This is a genomic window from Verrucosispora sp. WMMD1129, from assembly GCF_029581255.1.
Lineage (GTDB): Bacteria > Actinomycetota > Actinomycetes > Mycobacteriales > Micromonosporaceae > Micromonospora > Micromonospora sediminimaris.
In genome coordinates, this window is sequence record NZ_CP120741.1 from 5,806,485 (window position 1) to 5,823,163 (window position 16,679).

Sequence of the window (16,679 nt, forward strand, 5' to 3'; positions counted from 1 at the left end):
GGTTGGCCCATAGGACGAGACGGATGTTCGTCAGGTGCCTCTCCGATGTGGCGCCCAGTGCCTACGCGGCCATCGCCCGCCGGCGCCGGTAGCCGGGTCGGGGAGCGATTCACGCTTCCGTTGATCCCGCTCTCCAGGCTGCGAGCCGAATCCTGCTGGACTTCCGTTGCCCGATTCGCGGCACCGTTGGCGTGCATGCGGGAGATGGCAACCCTACGGCGCCCGGTGTGGGTCCATCCCACGGATCGGGCCCGGCGCGTTGGTATCGGCCTGGTCCTCGTGTCCTCGAGCCTTGCCGGCGTGTGGCGGACGATCCGGCTCGGCGCGGCTCTCGACGTCGAGGGCGCCCACATCCAGGGCAACTCAAACATCCACCGAGTTTCCTCAGACGTCCCTCAGGACTGCGGGCTCCGAATCCACGACACTTCAATGGTCGATCTTCAAGGAGATCAAAGGAGGAGTAGTTGTCCAGAATCAAGGGAACCCCGTCGAGGCGATTGACGTTCCTCACGGCAGTCGCCGTCGCCGTCACCGGCGTGGCGACCGCGACGGGTGCGCCGGCGGCGGCCGCCGCGCCATCGAGCCCTTCAGCCGCCACCCCGCATTGTGTGGTGTTCGGCTTCACCTACAGCCAGACCCCTCGAACGACGGAATGCTACGCCTCCCTGCGGACGGCGATCGAGGTGGCAACTACCGGCGGCGCGGGCATGATCACCAACGGCCCGACGACCAGTGCCGGTCTCACCGAGGGCTACCGAGCCACGGTCAACGCCGCAGGTGACGCGGCCAGGGCCGCCGGCGGGAATTCCCGGTACATCGGCGCCATCGCGTTCAGCGGGAAGAACTACACGGGATACAGCACCATCGCCTCCCTGGCCGTGCAGTTGAGCGGTAACGGCCTATCCCTGGACAGCTGCCGAGGCGCTACCACCAGCATATTCGCCAGGCACGTCACCGGCATCCAGTCGATTCAGAGCTTCAACCAGTGCCTCGTCCGCAATCAGTTCGGTGGACTGAAAGTGCACGCCTTTCCCGACGAAAGGCTTCCGGATCGCGACATCCCCTACAGCATCTCCCCCCTGAACTTCGTAGACGCACCGACGCGCGACGAACTGCTGACCAGGTGCGATCAGCACCCGGACGACTGCGAATTCCAGGTCGAATCGGAACTCGTCCAGACACCGGGCGAATATGAATACCAGGACCGGCTGGCGAACTGCTCAAACAGCGACTCGTCCCTCGAGCTCTCCTGGAACAGGACCGTCGGCGGCAGTATCTCGATGGGGCTCTCCGTCTCGGTCACCGCCACCGCAGGAGTTCCCGGCGCAGCGGCGATCGAGTCGTCGGTCACCGCGGAATTCGGCACGACATGGCAGTGGTCGGGAAGCCGAACGAAGACAGTCGCGACCACGGTCCGCCCGAACGACTGGGCACAACTGGTCGTGAGCCCGCTGATGCAGACGGTCTCGGGCAAGTACATCGTCACCTTCGACCAGCCGGTGCACGGACTGACGTCGTGGGAGATCTGGGACGTCGAGGCCGAGCGCCCGCACCCCAGTGAGGCAGTCCACTACACCGTGATTGGCGACACGATGACGCCGGCCGAGATCGAGGCCTATTGCAGCCTGGGGGCCGTCGCTGCGCGCCGCGCCGGCACCGCTCCCGAAACGCCCGGAATGCGGTTCATCGATCCACCCTACGGATCAGAAGGTTAGGGGTTCGAGTCCCTTCGGGCGCGCCACGCGATCAAGGCCGTGACCAGCGAAAACGTTGGTTGCGGCCTTGACTGTTCCCGCTATGTGCCGCGATCTTCCACCATGTGGGAGATCGGTGCTCCGTTGGTGCTCCAAAGTTCGCGTGCCGTCTGAGTGGCGGTTTGTGCTCGTGCGTGCTGACCAGTGCGTTTGCGTGTCGCCTGGTCTGGATCATCGCGGAGGTGTGCGTCGGCAGGTCGTCGGGTTCCGTCCACTGTGGCCATTGGTGTGGATCTTCTTGGCGGCTGTCGCCGCGGGTGTGGTCGGCGGGCGTTGACGTGGGTTCACGGCTTGGCGGGTCGGGGGCTGCACCATGGGGTGGGGGTAGTGGCCAGTGGTGGCGGTGGTGTGGTGTGGGCATCTGATCTCCGCCCGGTTGTCCTGTCCCGGGCGCCGGGTAGTGGAGGGCACTTGACAGGGTGCGGTTGAAGACCGTGCGGGTTGGGTTTGGGCCGGCACGAGCCGGGCTCCCGGCTCGTCGCCGGGGTTTCCATCGGGTCTGGACCAGGTCGGTGCCGGCTACGCGATGAACCGCAGCCGCCGGTGACCGGCGCGGGAGGGTGTTGGTCGAGCGGCTTCGCCCACGAACCGTTCACGTGCGGTGCCTGCACGATGCGGTTCGGGACTGCCATCACCGGCGCACGCTCATGCCGATGAGCGGGCAGGAGATCATGCGCGATGATCCGGTGCGGCATAGGAGGCGTCACTGTTCGGTGCTGAGCTGAACTTTCGTGTATCGCCACGTGCCAGTACTTCTTTGATCATCGGGCGGGTGTAGGCCTTCTCCGGATCCTCCGAAGGATCGCCGCCTTGGTAATACTCGCCTTCGTCGAACGCCTCGAACACGTCAAGAAACACCTGGGGTAGCGCTGTTTCGAAGGTGGCCGTGTGGTGAGCATGAAACCAGTTGACAATCTCGTCGCACGTCCCAAACGGCAATCGTCCCTGGTCATAGAGGGTGGCCAGTTCCATGGCCAGACCATCCAGGAAGGCGTCGTAGTCGAGCCGGGTCCACGCCGTCCATCGTTCGATCTCCTCTGTTCCCGTGATAATTTCCTCGCCGCGCGCGTCTCGGCTGACGAGCTCTGTCAGCACCTCGCTCATCCGCATACGGAATTCCACCACGTACGCGGCCGCCCGACGACTCTCTTGTCGATCATCCAGTAGTGCCGGTGAGCCGGCAGAGGTCATGCACGCTTCTGCCGCTCCCCGTGTATCGCGCTGCGGCTGGAATATGGCGTGGAGGTTGCTGGCCGGGTCGGGCACGATGCGGGGTGTGATGCTGCTGGTTCCTGCGGATCCATTGCGACCGCGTCGTCCCGACGAGCACTTCAAGGCGGAGGCGGTGGCTGCTCGTGAGGCCGGACTTGACGTGGCGGTGGTCGATCACGACGCGCTGACCAGGCCGGGGCGTGTGGATCAGGCGGTGGCGTTGGTGCCCGCCGGCGGTGAGGCGGTCTACCGCGGCTGGATGCTGCGCAGCGAACAGTACGCAGCCTTCGCCGAGGCGCTGTCCCGACGCGGCGTGAAACTGCGAACCTCGCCCGAGCAGTACCGGCGGGCCCACGAACTGCCCGGCTGGTACGCCGCGCTGGCGGCACACACCCCCACGTCGGTGTGGACCACGGGCGACCTGCGCGCCGAGTTCGATCGGGTGCGCGTCGAGCTGGGCAACGGCCCGGCCGTCCTACGCGACTACACCAAGTCGATGAAGCACCACTGGCACGAGGCGGCGTTCATCCCCGACCTCGCCGACAGCGAGACGGCCTGGAAGGTGGCAAGCCGCCTGCGGCACCTGCGTGAAGACGACTTCGTCGGCGGGTTCGTCCTACGCCGCTATGAGCGGTTCACCTCCGCCGAGGCGCGTACCTGGTGGGTCAACGGCGTCTGCGCCCTGGTCAGCGCGCATCCGGACACCCCGAACGACGTCCCGCCCCACAACGTGGACCTGGACGCGGTCACACCGCTCATCGCCGCACTCGGCCTGCCATTCATCACGGTCGACCTCGCCCTACGCTCCGACGGACTCTGGCGGATCATCGAGACCGGCGACGGCCAAGTCAGCGACCGCCCAACCACCACCGAACCCAGCACAATGATCACCGCGCTGCTCGCCGGCACCAGCTGACTGTCGTATGTGTACCACGGCGAGGCATCACCGATGAGCTGCGAGCCCTTCACGCTCGGGTCGACTCCAGCCACGAACCCCGCTCAACTTCGAAGAGCCATCATACGTGCGCGTTGACGAACCCACCGAGGGGTCTTCTGGCAACCCGCTCTCTTTGGTTCAGTGCACGTTGTAATTGAACAAGATCATCCAAGGCCTCGGCAATACCAGCTGCCGAAGGCGCTGCCTCCCCCAGTCTTCTCCTCAGTGCCATCACATCCGCCTCGGCTTGTAGCGCCTCCAAGCGTCGCCCGGCCTCGTACAACCGAATACTGTTGTTGTTGAGCGCTGCCACCAAGTCTCGCTCGTACGCCAGCGGGTTGTTCCGCGCGAGTTTCTGGTAGATGGTCACTGCTTCTCCGCTGATTGTCGCTGCCTGCTCGAAGTCCTCCGTGTCCGCGAGCCAGATGGAGTGGAGATAGAGGGTGATGGCAAGGTCACTGAGGTAGCGGTTGGGTACGTCGACCGCCAACGCACGGTAGATAGCTGCCGATTCCGCGCCGATCTCGACGGCTTTCGATGGACTTTCGCCTGAGTTTGATATCGCGAGGGCGAAGTTCCGCAGTGCCCGCGCCAAGCCGCCGTAGAACCTCCTGCCCTGCTCACCGCCGGCCAGCAGGCGAAGAATGTCTACGCTCTCGCGCGCCTTGTTCACTGCTGCGTCGTGCCTGCCGACTTCGGTCAGCCGCACCGCAAGATGATCGAGCGCCCCAGCGAGGCCATAACGGTCGCGGGGTGTTCCGCTGTCGAGCCGACGCCAGATACCCTCAGCTCGTTCGGTGTATTCAAGCGCGGCTTCGCGGTCGCCGAACTCGGATTCGAGGTAGCTCATATTGACCAAAGTTCGTGCGAGCTTGAGTTGCACCTCCCGATGGTCGTCGACGGCAAGCAGGCCTTGGTAGATGTCCTTGGCGGTGCGCGTCGGAGGCAGGGCATCCTGCCGCCTGCCGGCGCCCGTCAGTCGCCTCCCGAGTCGGGCATTCCAGTCCGCTGCCGTTATTGGGGCATGAGCGCCTGTCAGAGCGTGTGGAGTCAGGTACTCCATCAGCGCGGCAGCCGGAGGATCGAGCTCCAGGTCAGGATGTTCCGGGATCGACGCCTCTACGGCCAGTAGTACGGCCGGGTCACTACCCAACAGGCCAATCAGACCGGTGAGCGCGAGGCTTCCGGCTGCTACGGCCAACTCCGGACGTTGACGAAGCACCGGAGCCAACCAGGTGCGTGTTACGTGCTCCCAGCGACGTGCTGCCTCCACATGCATAGCGATGGCCCTGCCTTGGAGGCGGGTGATGTCGGGCCCTGCGTCCAATCCTGGGCTTAGCAGTTGGTCACGGATTCCGGCGGCCCACGGCTGTGCCGCGCTATCCGTGATCGGGTGCCCCGCGATGCTCAAGGCGACGAAGTCCTCACCGAGCCGATCTGGACGCAGCGGTTCCAGTACGGTGTGGCCGTCCATGGACGGGTAGCACACCAGATAATCATCCAACAACACGGAGGCTCGTTCGGCATCGGCCGCAATGCCCACTCGTTGAAGAATCCGTTGCCCCACGGCGTACGTGACGCCGGAGATCAAGGTGGCCAGGTAGGCCATCCGCGCCATCACCGGGGCCGGACTCGATACCTTGCCGTTCGCGTGTAACTTTTCCCAGTGCGCATACTCCCTGTCGATAAGGTACGCGGAGATGGCATGGTCATTCGAGGGCAGTTGTGAGTTGTCACGGGCTGCGACGACCGACGCGAGTGCGGACATGTGGATCGTCAGCACCGATTGTGGTTCGTCACCCCACCCTGCCGGTGGGGTGAGCTCATCCCTCGGAATCCGCACTTTGAGGATGTCAGCAAATCTCCGCGCGGTCGTCTGGAAGAGCTCGTCGCGCCGGCAGGGCGTTGATGCCAGCGGCATCAGCTGGATGGTTTGTGTCGCCACTCCGTTCTCATGCAACTCGTGAGCAAGAGTTCTCCACCACTCGGTCGACCTCGCGACCAGAAGCACGCGCGCTTTCGTCTCGGCCCTTGCAATGATGTCCGCAAGAGCCCCTCGGAGATCAGTTGCAGGCCAGCGGTCAGCATAATCGATGAGGAAGAGGAAGCCGTCTGGTGGCTTCGCGTCGGGGCCAAAGGCACTGTACGGCGAGGCCATAACGTCGTCCCCTGCTCCTGCCAGGCTGCTCTCATGAGCGATTTCCGCCGCCTGCCACCTGCCCGTCCCCGCGATATGGTCGACGAAATGCGATGCCAACCGAGTCTTACCCTGACCGCCTAATCCACTGACGAGCAGCACGGAGAATTGAGGTGAAGAATCGACCCATTGCTGAAGAACATCCGTCTCCGCATCACGGTCGACAAACCCGACAACCCTGTATCGCGCTGCGAGCAGCTGACTCGGAGACAACTGAGCAAGTCGCCGGTCGTCTACCGCTTCTCTCAAGAGACGCTGTGCCCTATAACTGCGGCGACCGATGGCCACATCCCCAACCATGAGCCCCGTTATGCCAACAAGGGCGTTGCTTACGTTCCCCGTCCTGCTCACGTTCAGCTTCGATCGGTTCCCCAGCAGAGGACCCGGATCACGCGGCGTAGATGGGGACATGCTCATGAAAGCCTCGCTCCAGTGATTCCTTCGCCGCCACCACCGTCAATATCGCCGGTTTCCTCTACTACGAGGTCAGTGTCCTTCAGATGTTCGGCAGGGGCGTCGAGCCCTGTGATCGCTCGGTACTTTCCGCCCCCGACTTTCCCGGTGCCTTTTACGGTTATGGTCCTGCGCCGACTTGCCTTACTGGTCGCTACCAGCCCTGCAGCCAGCGCCAAGACGCCGCTCATCGCCGAGATCGGGCCGGCCACCTTGTCTGACGTGTCCAAACCAACGAGAACGAAGAACACGGCCATTGCAACGGCCGCCACAACCGCCACTGTCCACACAAGTCGCTTGAGCACTTAGGCCCTCCATCTAGGACACGCCGACCCGCCCCACATCCAAGGTGCGTCCATGTCCTTGCTCTCCACCAGTCTGACGGCTACCGTGCTTAAGCGACAACCCGCCGTGTAGCAACGCATACAGCTTGAACGGCGCGGTCCAAGAGCTGGCCGCACCATACAGGTGGTCCCAGCAGGTACAGCCTTGAGAGGGCCCGAGCGCCGGATCTTGCCGTAACGAACATTGAGCCTATTCGAGGCTGATCTTGCATCTCAGGGTAGGTGCGGTAGGCCTGGTGATTCGATGGGCGCGAGGCTCCAGGTAGGACAGCTGTCGACCAAGACTCGAAGCCCCGACCGGGAGCCTCGCCATGCTGTCCGAGTGGACCGCCGGAAGCAAGCATCAGCCGGATCGCGCAGTAGCCGGATGCCTCGACCTTCTCCCGTACCCAGAGCTGCCCGTCTTCTTCCCGCTTAACGCGGAAGATGTCACCCTTGGCGGCATCCAGGGCGGCCCATGGTGCAGAGGGCAGCCGGACTCGGTCCGGCGAGAGCGCCTCGGCGCCCATCCCGAGGGCCGATGCCGGCCCACCTGACATCGGGAACCAAACCTGCACCCATTCCATTGCCGGTGTGATCAAGGCGTCGTCTGTCGAGGGCATCGCTCAATTTTGTCGCACCGGACGGCCAGAGGCATGGGACAAACAAGATCGGGTTCACTCTCATGCCGCAACCGGCGCGCCGATCTTGCTGCTCCGTCGTGCCGTGGTCCGGGAAATTGGAAGGCGGTAGTGATCTTCGCTGGTCATACTGGTGCCCATGAAGCTCGCTGAGGCTCTTGCGCTGCGCGCGGATGCGTCGCGTCGCGCCGAACAACTCCGTGCCCGCATCGTCGCCAGTGCTCGATACCAGGAGGGTGAGACGCCTGCCGAAGACGCCGCCGCACTTCTGGTGGAGGCGGGCGAGGTGCTGGGGGAACTGGAGACGCTGATCCGGCGGATCAACCGCACCAACGCCGCCACGCATGTTGAGGGTGGCACACTCACCGACGCGCTGGCCCGCCGCGACGTGCTGCGCTTGCGGCACAGCGTGGTCACGTCTGCCGCGGACGCCGCAGCCGGGGAGGGCCAGCGCGGGTTTCGGCAGTTGCGGTCGGAGCTGAAGATGATTCCGGCGCTGCCCGTGGCGCAGCTGCGGCGCCAGGCCGACGATCTCGCCCGACAACTTCGCGAGGTCGACACCGTGGTCCAGCGGACGAATTGGGAGGTTGACCTGCTGGACTGAGAGGTTGCGGAGCAGGTAGCCGATGTGGAGGCGTGCACGAACCCGAGAGCCGGCGGGTAATCCGGTTCACTCCTGGCGCGCCGAGGGCAGGCGCAGGGGTTCGACTCCCCAGCACACAACGCACGCCCAGCACAGCACACAGGTGACGGCGCACAGGGCACGGCACACTACCGAGTGCAGATCCACGACGGTGAGGGTGGGGCAGGGGCCTACCGCAACCCATACAGATGCAGCTCGTTCCTTACAACGTCCGATGCCCGCACTGATCTGAGACCGCAAGCCGCGCGCTACGCAGCGTTGCGCCGAGCCGGCCCGGGTTCCGTCCGATCGTGCCGATGCGGGTACACGTGATCTTGATGGCGGGGCCGACGATCGGTACGGCTTCCGCCTGTGCGGTGAATCGGTCATCGCTCGTTGCCGTGCGGTGACCAGTCACGTGTCGGCGTAAACCAGAGCAGGGCTGAGCCGTGCGGGAATTGGGTAGTCCGATCCGCACGTCGTCGCTACCGTCGCGTGGTGGCCTACCAGCATCCGCTCGCTTACACCTTGGGGCTCGAGGGCGTGTCGTTGCTGCGTGCCTTTGCCGGCGACTACGACCAGGACTTCGTCGAAGCGCGGATCAGCGAGGTCCGGCGCCTTCTGGACAGCCCTGCGCTGGACGGTGCCGGAGTCACCGCGGCGCAGGTCGACACCCTGAACGGCTACAAAGTGTGGTCCGCGACCTATGATCAGCCAGGTAATGGGTTGTTCGCTGTCGAAGAACCCATCGTGCACGAGATCCTCGGCGCCCTGCCTCTGGGCGTGGCCTTGGACGCGGCTTGCGGCACCGGTAGGTACATCGGGTACCTGGCCGAGCAGGGCCACCACGTCATCGGCGTCGACAGTTCCCCGGACATGCTCGCTCACGCTCGTATCCGCGTTCCGAACGCGGAATTGCGGCAGGGCGACCTGCGCAATCTCCCCCTGCCCAACGACCATGTCGACGTCGTCGTGTGTGCTCTGGCGCTGACTCACCTTCCGGATGTCGGGCCGGCGATCACCGAGTTTGCCCGAGTCCTGCGTCCTGGCGGCCATCTGGTGATCACGGACGTGCATCAGGAACTCGTGGCGTTGGGCTCAGTGCCGCGCGTTCGTGCTGCCGACGGTGATCCTGGGCTACTTCCGGCTTTCCGACATCGGGCTAGTGACTATCTCCGCGTCGCCTTGCCGTTGGGCCTGCAGGTACGGCGTTGCGAGGAACCTCGGATGTTCGGCGATGCCAGCGGGAACATGCCCGCGGAAATCGTGACGGGACCGTGGGACGCATGGCCTTGGTCGTTGCTGGGCATCGTCCCGGCGGCATTCGGCGCCGCCTGGGACGGAACACCGAGTCAGATCATCTGGCACTTCCAACTGGCGACAAGCGCAACCACGGCTGCTGCCCCTCCTTCCACTATGCGCTGAGCCAGTCCTGACACCGTTCCTGTCGATGATGGTGGACGAGGCCCGACCCGAGACCGAGTGGCCGATCAGACCGTATCGAGCGGCAACGGCGCTATTGCCGAACTCTCGCCGCCCCCGATCTGACTCGTTCCGGCCTGCCGACCGCATGATCATGTACGCGGATCTGCCGCACCGAGCGCATGGCAGCGTCCCCGCCAGGGTGGTGCAGGTGCCGATGCTGGGGCATTCGGTCCTTCCGGCCCCGGCCACCATCCGCCCGGAACCTACGATGGTCTCGATGACCATTCCCGAACGGCGACACGAAGACGTGCCCACCGACGAAGCCCGCGTCGACGAGGCTCTGCGGCTGCTCTCCGGCGTGCCGGTCGAGCTCAACGCTGCCGTCAAGCGGCTCAGCCGGGGCAGCGGTGTCTACGCCTGGTGGGCTGCCCCGTCGGTCCTGCCCGATCTCCCCGGGCTGCCGAATGAGAACGCCCCGTCGTTACGGCTGCTGTATCTCGGACGGGCGACCAGCCTGCGAGGGCGGATCCTGCGCAACCATCTGAGGCGTTCGGGCAGCTCGACGCTGCGCCGTACCCTGGCCGGACTTCTGGTGTCCGAGAGATACCGGACGACCTGGACCGACCGTGTCGTCCTGGTCCCCGAGGACGAGGCGCGGCTGACCACGTGGATGCACACACCTGCGCTTGACGTGGGCGCAGGACCCGGAACCGACGACCATCGAGACCGAACTCGTCCAGCGTCTGCACCCGCCGCTGAACGTCCACGGCGTCGACCCCGAACACATCCAGCCGGCCGTTGTCGCCGCCAAGAACTCATACAACGCCAGCAGCCGCCCGGCCGAGCCTCCGCCAACGCCGTAACTGGTCAGCCGACATGCGGACGGGTACGGCTTTCGCGCTCATGCCGCGATCACGTCGAGGTGCGTGTACTCGGACATGTTCGACTATGTTACGAAGTCGTCTGCGCGCGGGTCGGCATCCCACCCAAGCCGAGCCAGTTCCCGAAGGACTGCTCGCGCACGATGAGTCCAGAAAAGCAGAACGTGATCACGTTCTGCGGTCCCGAAGGACACCGCGAGTGCAAGGGCCCAATGCCTGCCCACGATCGGCCCGTGTGGCAATGCGGTCACCTCAGCGTGTTGCAACACCTCGGAGCCGGCCCGCGACGAAAAAGTCAATGTGCTGTCCTCGACCCAGAGGCATACTGACGGCCAGCGCATCCGCTTGACGACGCGCAGTGAATCGCCGCGGGTGAAGTCACGACGATCGACATAGGTGAGTCCACCGCGTGCCAGCAAGGTCTTGGAAGCCATCGCGGGATGATATGCCTACAGCCCGATAGCTCGGCGCGCGCCGGCGAGTCTCAGCGGTGCCGCAGGAACCTTCATGGTCCTGTACGGATCAAGTAGCGGTCGAGCCGGGGGCGCTGGTTAGGCATTCTGCTCGTCGAACGGCTCGTCACTCCACCGCCACCACGCCTCCTCGCCATCGAGGTGGAGAAGAAACTCAGGAACCTCCTGGCCATCCGGGTACCGAAGCGTCACAGCGTTCCGGACGGCCTCGTACGCGTGCTCCCAGGACTCGACATCCTCATCGATGCCATCGAGCAGCCGCAGCTCCTCGGCGAACAGCGGCCGAAGCTCCGTCAGCCCTTCTCTCGGGTCGACACGAGCGTTCAACCACGGGAAGTCGCCACCGTTCACCACGAGCTCAGCAAGCACCCCGCCGTCGTCGCGTCGGTGCAGCGTCCAGGCACCACCGTGATGATCAATCACGATCACGACACTAGCGACCCGTAGAAGCGTCTCTGCTGACCTGCCCGGCTTCGACACGGTCACACCTCCGGCCAGCAAATGCACGCTTCTGCCGCACCCCGCGCGGTTGGTGCTCCAGCCGGATGGCAGGGTTCTTGCATGTCGGAGGACAAGATCGGTTGGCTAAGTCGGGAGCTGGCGGTGCCGGAGGTGGCGCTGGCCGTGTACGACTCAGCCGGGCCCGGGCAAGTCATCCTCTTTCTGCATGGGCTTGGTGGATACGCGTTGGAGTGCTCTGCCGTCGCTTCGCGCCTGGGCAACGAGCACCGGGTGGTGAGCCTTGACCAGCGTGGTCATGGATCGAGCACCACGCGTCCGGATGACCTCAGCAGGGCGGCGTTCGTCAGCGACGCCGTGGCCGTGATCGAGAACCTAGATGTGGGTCCGGTCATGGTGGTCGGTCAGTCCTTCGGAGCCCACACGGCCCTCCTGCTGGCAGCAAGTCGCCCAGAGCTGGTGTCGGCGCTCATCCTCGTCGAGGGAGGCGTGGGCGGCGGCGGGCAGGAGGCAACCAACGAGGTCATCGACTGGTTCGCATCGTGGCCGACCCCGTTTGCCGACACAACGGCCGCCGCCACGTACTTCGGCGGGGGGAGGGCAGGTGAAGCCTGGGCGGCAGGACTCGCGCCATCCGCCACGGGACTGGTGCCCCGCTTCGAGCTCGAGGTCCTCCGAGAGGCGATCCATGCAGTCAACGCCGAAGCGCGGTGGGCCGATTGGGCGGCCATCAGCACGCCGACCCTGCTCGTCAAGGGCCAGCGAGGTTTCCTGGAGCAGGCCGAAGCGGACGAGATGCTGGCAAGCAACCCCATGGCCGCCATGATCGTCATCGATGGGGCCGGCCACGACGTTCATTTGGACTCTTCCGAACAGCTTGCCGCCGCGATCTCAACATTCGTCGGCGAAATCGAATCCCGCACCACTTGATCGACCGCCGTCCGCAGCAGCACCCGTGCGTTTACCGGATTTGCCGCATAGCGCTTGTAATCGGAGGTGGGATCAGGGCGTGCTGGCGGCCGGCCGTAGCCGAATAGCAAACGTCGGGCGTCCCAGACGTCGGGGCATGACGTTGGGTGCGGATGGTGGCGAAGTCGGAGGCAGTGACGTGAACGGAGTGCTCACCATCGATGAGCGTCGCGTCGTTGGTTGTGCGCACCAACTTGGCCTCATACTGAGCAGTCACTGGCCAGATGTAGCCGCTCACCTAATCGCACAAGGGGCCGACGGGGAAGCGGTCGCTTAGCTTGATCTTTAACCTGTGCGGCGTGGGCGGGGACTGCTCGAGGTCTTCGGTTTCTTCCTTGCGTTCGCGCTGATGTGCACGTCGTGTCGTTGAGCGGGTTGCTTGTTCGGTCGGCCTGGTGGTCGCCCTGGACCTGGTCGGGAGGGTTTCGGTGCGCTGGCCAGGCAGGCGGTCTTCGCGCGGAGGTGCCGGAACCCTCGTCGGACGCGGGCGGGTGAGAGGCGTTCGGGCGGTGTCGGTTTCTCCCAGGGGCGGCGCAGGTCACTGGTGAGGCCGCGTGCCAGGCGCAGCTGCGCGTAGACGGCCAGAATGAGCCAGGTCCACCGGTCGGCGGCTTGTGGGGTGCGGATCTTCGGGCAGGTCCAGCCAAGGGTCTGTTTGAGCAGCCGGAAGGTGTGCTCGATGTCGAAGCGGCGCAGGAACGCCTGCCAGAGCCGGTCAACGTCGGCGGGTGTGGCATCGGTCTCGGACCACCACAGCCACACCGGCTTCGGGATCGCGCCGCTAGGCAGGTGATTCACCTCCAGCCGGATCACGGTGCCTTCGATGAGTGGCAGGTCGCCGGTCTGGTCGATCCAGGCGTTGCGGTGCGTCAGCCGGGGATGTAGCCGGTCCCAGCTGCGGGCGGTGGCAGCGCCGTAGAGGCGAGTGTCGGTCACCGTGGTCACCTCGGGCGCGCCCCAGCTCGCGGGGTCACCGAAGATGAACTCGCTGCCGTGGCGGGGTGGTCGACCGTTCGTGCCCGGCCGTCGGGGCGGGGCCGCGTGGCGCAGCACTCGATCGGAGCGCATCCGGCCCAGCACCTGCACCGGCAGGTCGCGCAGCAGGTATGCCAATCGGGGCGTGTCGTAGCCGGCGTCGGCGACGACCAGGATGTGGGGATCACCGGTGCGCCACTGCCCAGCGGCGATGAGTCGCTGCACGAGGTGGCGGAGTTGCCCGGCGGTGACGGTGGCGGCATCATCGCCCGGCGCGAGCCGCTGAGCATCCAGCGGCGCGGTCCAGGAACTGCGACCGGGCTCCAACGCCGTGACGAACGAGTACGGCCAGCCAGGAATCATCACGTGCTGGTCCTTGCCGCGGCCGTAGGTGTGGCACAGGATCCGCTCCGCGGAGGTATGCGCGTCGGGCCGCAGCCAGCAGGTGATGTCGACCGCCAGGACAAGCCGGCCGTCGGCCGCGCGAGGCAGCGGAAGCGCCGCCAAGCTCCTGCGCAGCCGCTCGACATCCACCCGACCTCGGGCCAGCGCCGCGTACAGCGACCCATGGCCACGACGATGCTCGCCCACCAGCGACAGCTCCACCAGCGAATGCACCGGCCCGTCGCCGCACAACACCGCGTCGGCCAACTCGAACATCGCATCCGCCCGAGCGGTCAGACAGGCATGGAACTCCCGCCGAAACGCCGCCAGCTCCCCGAACGCACCAGCAGAACCAGCATCATGCACACTGACCACCAAGACAGCCCCTGGTATTGATCCTCTTCCCTCGACAAGAAGATGATCGACCAGGGGCTGTCACCATGATCAGCCGGGGTCACCGACCAGCCGCCAAAGGTTAAAGATCAAGCTTAGAGTGTGTTTGAGAAGGTCTGTTGTGGACGGTGTGGCGGCGTGACATCTGTTGCCGGGGCGGGCAGGGTGGCGCGGTGGTTGCACGTCGCGGTTACCCCTCGGACCTGACTGACGCCCAGTGGGCGCTGATCGAGCCGTTGTTGCCCGAGCCGAGCACGGACGGCCGCAGGGAGAAGCATCCGCGTCGGGAGATCGTGAACGCGATCTTGTACGTGGTGCGGTCGGGGTGTCCGTGGCGCTATCTGCCGGCGGATCTGCCGCCGTGGCAGACGGTGTACTGGTACTTCACCCGGTGGGAAGAAGCCGGCGTCACCGAGAAGCTCCTGACCACGCTGCGGGTCAAGGCGCGGGTGCAGCAAGGCCGTCAGCCGGACCCGTCGGCGGGGATCATCGACTCCCAGACGGTGAAGGGCGCGGATACCGTGGGTCGGGACAGTCGGGGCTACGACGCCGGGAAGAAGGTCAACGGCCGCAAGCGGTTCATCGTCACCGACACCCTGGGACTGCTGGTCGCCGTCACCGTCCTCGCCGCGAGTTGGCAGGACCGCGACGGTGCCAAGACCGCCCTGCTGGGCGCCTACATGATCAGCCCGATCCGGCATGTCTACGCCGACCAGGGCTTCGCCGGCCGCCTGGTCGACTGGACTCGCGACACCTTGCGCACCACCCTGGAGATCGTCCGTAAACCCGCTGACCAGCGCGGCTTCGCCGTCCACCCACGTCGGTGGGTGGTCGAGCGGACTCTGGCCTGGCTCACCGCCTGCCGCCGCCTGGCCCGCGACTACGAACGCCACCCGGCCATCTCCGCAGCCCTCATCCGCTGGGCCGCCATCGCCGGCATCACCCGCCGCATCACCCGCGGCCAACCCGCCCGCCGGCAACCCCGCCGCACCTTCACCAGGACCTGATCAACTCCATCTCAAACACGCACTTAGCTTGATCTTTAACCTGTGCGGCGTGGGCGGGGACTGCTCGAGGTCTTCGGTTTCTTCCTTGCGTTCGCGCTGATGTGCACGTCGTGTCGTTGAGCGGGTTGCTTGTTCGGTCGGCCTGGTGGTCGCCCTGGACCTGGTCGGGAGGGTTTCGGTGCGCTGGCCAGGCAGGCGGTCTTCGCGCGGAGGTGCCGGAACCCTCGTCGGACGCGGGCGGGTGAGAGGCGTTCGGGCGGTGTCGGTTTCTCCCAGGGGCGGCGCAGGTCACTGGTGAGGCCGCGTGCCAGGCGCAGCTGCGCGTAGACGGCCAGAATGAGCCAGGTCCACCGGTCGGCGGCTTGTGGGGTGCGGATCTTCGGGCAGGTCCAGCCAAGGGTCTGTTTGAGCAGCCGGAAGGTGTGCTCGATGTCGAAGCGGCGCAGGAACGCCTGCCAGAGCCGGTCAACGTCGGCGGGTGTGGCATCGGTCTCGGACCACCACAGCCACACCGGCTTCGGGATCGCGCCGCTAGGCAGGTGATTCACCTCCAGCCGGATCACGGTGCCTTCGATGAGTGGCAGGTCGCCGGTCTGGTCGATCCAGGCGTTGCGGTGCGTCAGCCGGGGATGTAGCCGGTCCCAGCTGCGGGCGGTGGCAGCGCCGTAGAGGCGAGTGTCGGTCACCGTGGTCACCTCGGGCGCGCCCCAGCTCGCGGGGTCACCGAAGATGAACTCGCTGCCGTGGCGGGGTGGTCGACCGTTCGTGCCCGGCCGTCGGGGCGGGGCCGCGTGGCGCAGCACTCGATCGGAGCGCATCCGGCCCAGCACCTGCACCGGCAGGTCGCGCAGCAGGTATGCCAATCGGGGCGTGTCGTAGCCGGCGTCGGCGACGACCAGGATGTGGGGATCACCGGTGCGCCACTGCCCAGCGGCGATGAGTCGCTGCACGAGGTGGCGGAGTTGCCCGGCGGTGACGGTGGCGGCATCATCGCCCGGCGCGAGCCGCTGAGCATCCAGCGGCGCGGTCCAGGAACTGCGACCGGGCTCCAACGCCGTGACGAACGAGTACGGCCAGCCAGGAATCATCACGTGCTGGTCCTTGCCGCGGCCGTAGGTGTGGCACAGGATCCGCTCCGCGGAGGTATGCGCGTCGGGCCGCAGCCAGCAGGTGATGTCGACCGCCAGGACAAGCCGGCCGTCGGCCGCGCGAGGCAGCGGAAGCGCCGCCAAGCTCCTGCGCAGCCGCTCGACATCCACCCGACCTCGGGCCAGCGCCGCGTACAGCGACCCATGGCCACGACGATGCTCGCCCACCAGCGACAGCTCCACCAGCGAATGCACCGGCCCGTCGCCGCACAACACCGCGTCGGCCAACTCGAACATCGCATCCGCCCGAGCGGTCAGACAGGCATGGAACTCCCGCCGAAACGCCGCCAGCTCCCCGAACGCACCAGCAGAACCAGCATCATGCACACTGACCACCAAGACAGCCCCTGGTATTGATCCTCTTCCCTCGACAAGAAGATGATCGACCAGGGGCTGTCACCATGATCAGCCGGGGTCACCGACCAG

The 16,679-nt window shown here is 65.8% G+C and carries 14 protein-coding genes and 1 pseudogene; 8 read left to right on the top strand and 7 right to left on the bottom strand.

Annotation, left to right across the window (positions count from 1 at the left end; translation table 11 throughout):
* Window positions 1-464 precede the first annotated feature (464 nt).
* Complete coding sequence (locus tag O7624_RS26985) at window positions 465-1,715, top strand: hypothetical protein (RefSeq protein WP_282237784.1); 1,251 nt, start codon at window positions 465-467, stop codon at window positions 1,713-1,715.
* A 708-nt stretch (window positions 1,716-2,423) separates the two neighbouring features.
* On the opposite strand, the gene O7624_RS26990 is transcribed toward O7624_RS26985, so the two are convergent.
* Window positions 2,424-2,858: a hypothetical protein gene (locus O7624_RS26990; protein WP_282237785.1), complete on the bottom strand. Its 435-nt coding sequence runs from the start codon at window positions 2,856-2,858 to the stop codon at window positions 2,424-2,426.
* A 175-nt stretch (window positions 2,859-3,033) separates the two neighbouring features.
* Between O7624_RS26990 and O7624_RS26995 the strand changes: the two genes are divergently transcribed.
* On the top strand, window positions 3,034-3,882 hold the full coding sequence (locus O7624_RS26995; protein ID WP_282240772.1) for an ATP-grasp domain-containing protein: 849 nt from the start codon (window positions 3,034-3,036) through the stop codon (window positions 3,880-3,882).
* Window positions 3,883-3,982: 100 nt separating this feature from the next.
* On the opposite strand, the gene O7624_RS27000 is transcribed toward O7624_RS26995, so the two are convergent.
* Window positions 3,983-6,388, bottom strand: a complete 2,406-nt coding sequence (locus tag O7624_RS27000; protein WP_282237786.1) for a hypothetical protein — start codon at window positions 6,386-6,388, stop codon at window positions 3,983-3,985.
* Between the two features lie 125 nt (window positions 6,389-6,513).
* Window positions 6,514-6,858 carry a hypothetical protein gene (locus O7624_RS27005; protein WP_282237787.1) on the bottom strand — a complete coding sequence of 115 codons (345 nt, stop codon included), beginning with the start codon at window positions 6,856-6,858 and terminating at the stop codon, window positions 6,514-6,516.
* A 798-nt stretch (window positions 6,859-7,656) separates the two neighbouring features.
* Between O7624_RS27005 and O7624_RS27010 the strand changes: the two genes are divergently transcribed.
* From O7624_RS27010 to O7624_RS27020, 4 genes and pseudogenes are all read left to right on the top strand, one after another.
* Window positions 7,657-8,121, top strand: a complete 465-nt coding sequence (locus O7624_RS27010) for a DIP1984 family protein (protein WP_282237788.1) — start codon at window positions 7,657-7,659, stop codon at window positions 8,119-8,121.
* Window positions 8,122-8,637: 516 nt separating this feature from the next.
* Complete coding sequence (locus tag O7624_RS27015) at window positions 8,638-9,564, top strand: class I SAM-dependent methyltransferase (protein ID WP_282237789.1); 927 nt, start codon at window positions 8,638-8,640, stop codon at window positions 9,562-9,564.
* Window positions 9,565-9,841: 277 nt separating this feature from the next.
* Window positions 9,842-10,183 (top strand): annotated as a pseudogene (locus O7624_RS30705) (GIY-YIG nuclease family protein); the annotation flags it as partial.
* Between the two features lie 67 nt (window positions 10,184-10,250).
* Window positions 10,251-10,427: a hypothetical protein gene (locus O7624_RS27020; RefSeq protein ID WP_282237790.1), complete on the top strand. Its 177-nt coding sequence runs from the start codon at window positions 10,251-10,253 to the stop codon at window positions 10,425-10,427.
* Window positions 10,428-10,510: 83 nt separating this feature from the next.
* Here O7624_RS27020 and O7624_RS27025 read toward each other — a convergent pair whose 3' ends face one another.
* Both O7624_RS27025 and O7624_RS27030 read right to left on the bottom strand, forming a co-directional pair.
* Window positions 10,511-10,879, bottom strand: coding sequence for a hypothetical protein (locus O7624_RS27025; protein WP_282237791.1), 369 nt, complete (start codon window positions 10,877-10,879; stop codon window positions 10,511-10,513).
* Between the two features lie 117 nt (window positions 10,880-10,996).
* Window positions 10,997-11,398, bottom strand: coding sequence for a hypothetical protein (locus O7624_RS27030; RefSeq protein ID WP_282237792.1), 402 nt, complete (start codon window positions 11,396-11,398; stop codon window positions 10,997-10,999).
* Window positions 11,399-11,479: 81 nt separating this feature from the next.
* Between O7624_RS27030 and O7624_RS27035 the strand changes: the two genes are divergently transcribed.
* Entirely contained in the window at window positions 11,480-12,307 is an 828-nt protein-coding gene (locus O7624_RS27035) for an alpha/beta hydrolase (RefSeq protein WP_282237793.1), read from the top strand.
* Between the two features lie 324 nt (window positions 12,308-12,631).
* On the opposite strand, the gene O7624_RS27040 is transcribed toward O7624_RS27035, so the two are convergent.
* The gene (locus tag O7624_RS27040) at window positions 12,632-14,080 is read right to left on the bottom strand and encodes an NF041680 family putative transposase (RefSeq protein WP_282236745.1); all 1,449 of its coding nucleotides are present in this window, start codon (window positions 14,078-14,080) and stop codon (window positions 12,632-12,634) included.
* 191 nt (window positions 14,081-14,271) lie between these two features.
* Here O7624_RS27040 and O7624_RS27045 point away from each other — a divergent pair, with 191 nt between their 5' ends.
* Window positions 14,272-15,105, top strand: coding sequence for an IS5 family transposase (locus tag O7624_RS27045; RefSeq protein ID WP_282237755.1), 834 nt, complete (start codon window positions 14,272-14,274; stop codon window positions 15,103-15,105).
* Between the two features lie 35 nt (window positions 15,106-15,140).
* Here the strand turns inward: O7624_RS27045 and O7624_RS27050 are convergent, their stop codons facing one another.
* A complete protein-coding gene (locus O7624_RS27050) occupies window positions 15,141-16,589 on the bottom strand; it encodes an NF041680 family putative transposase (protein ID WP_282236745.1) in 1,449 nt (482 codons plus the stop codon).
* Window positions 16,590-16,679: the final 90 nt, after the last annotated feature.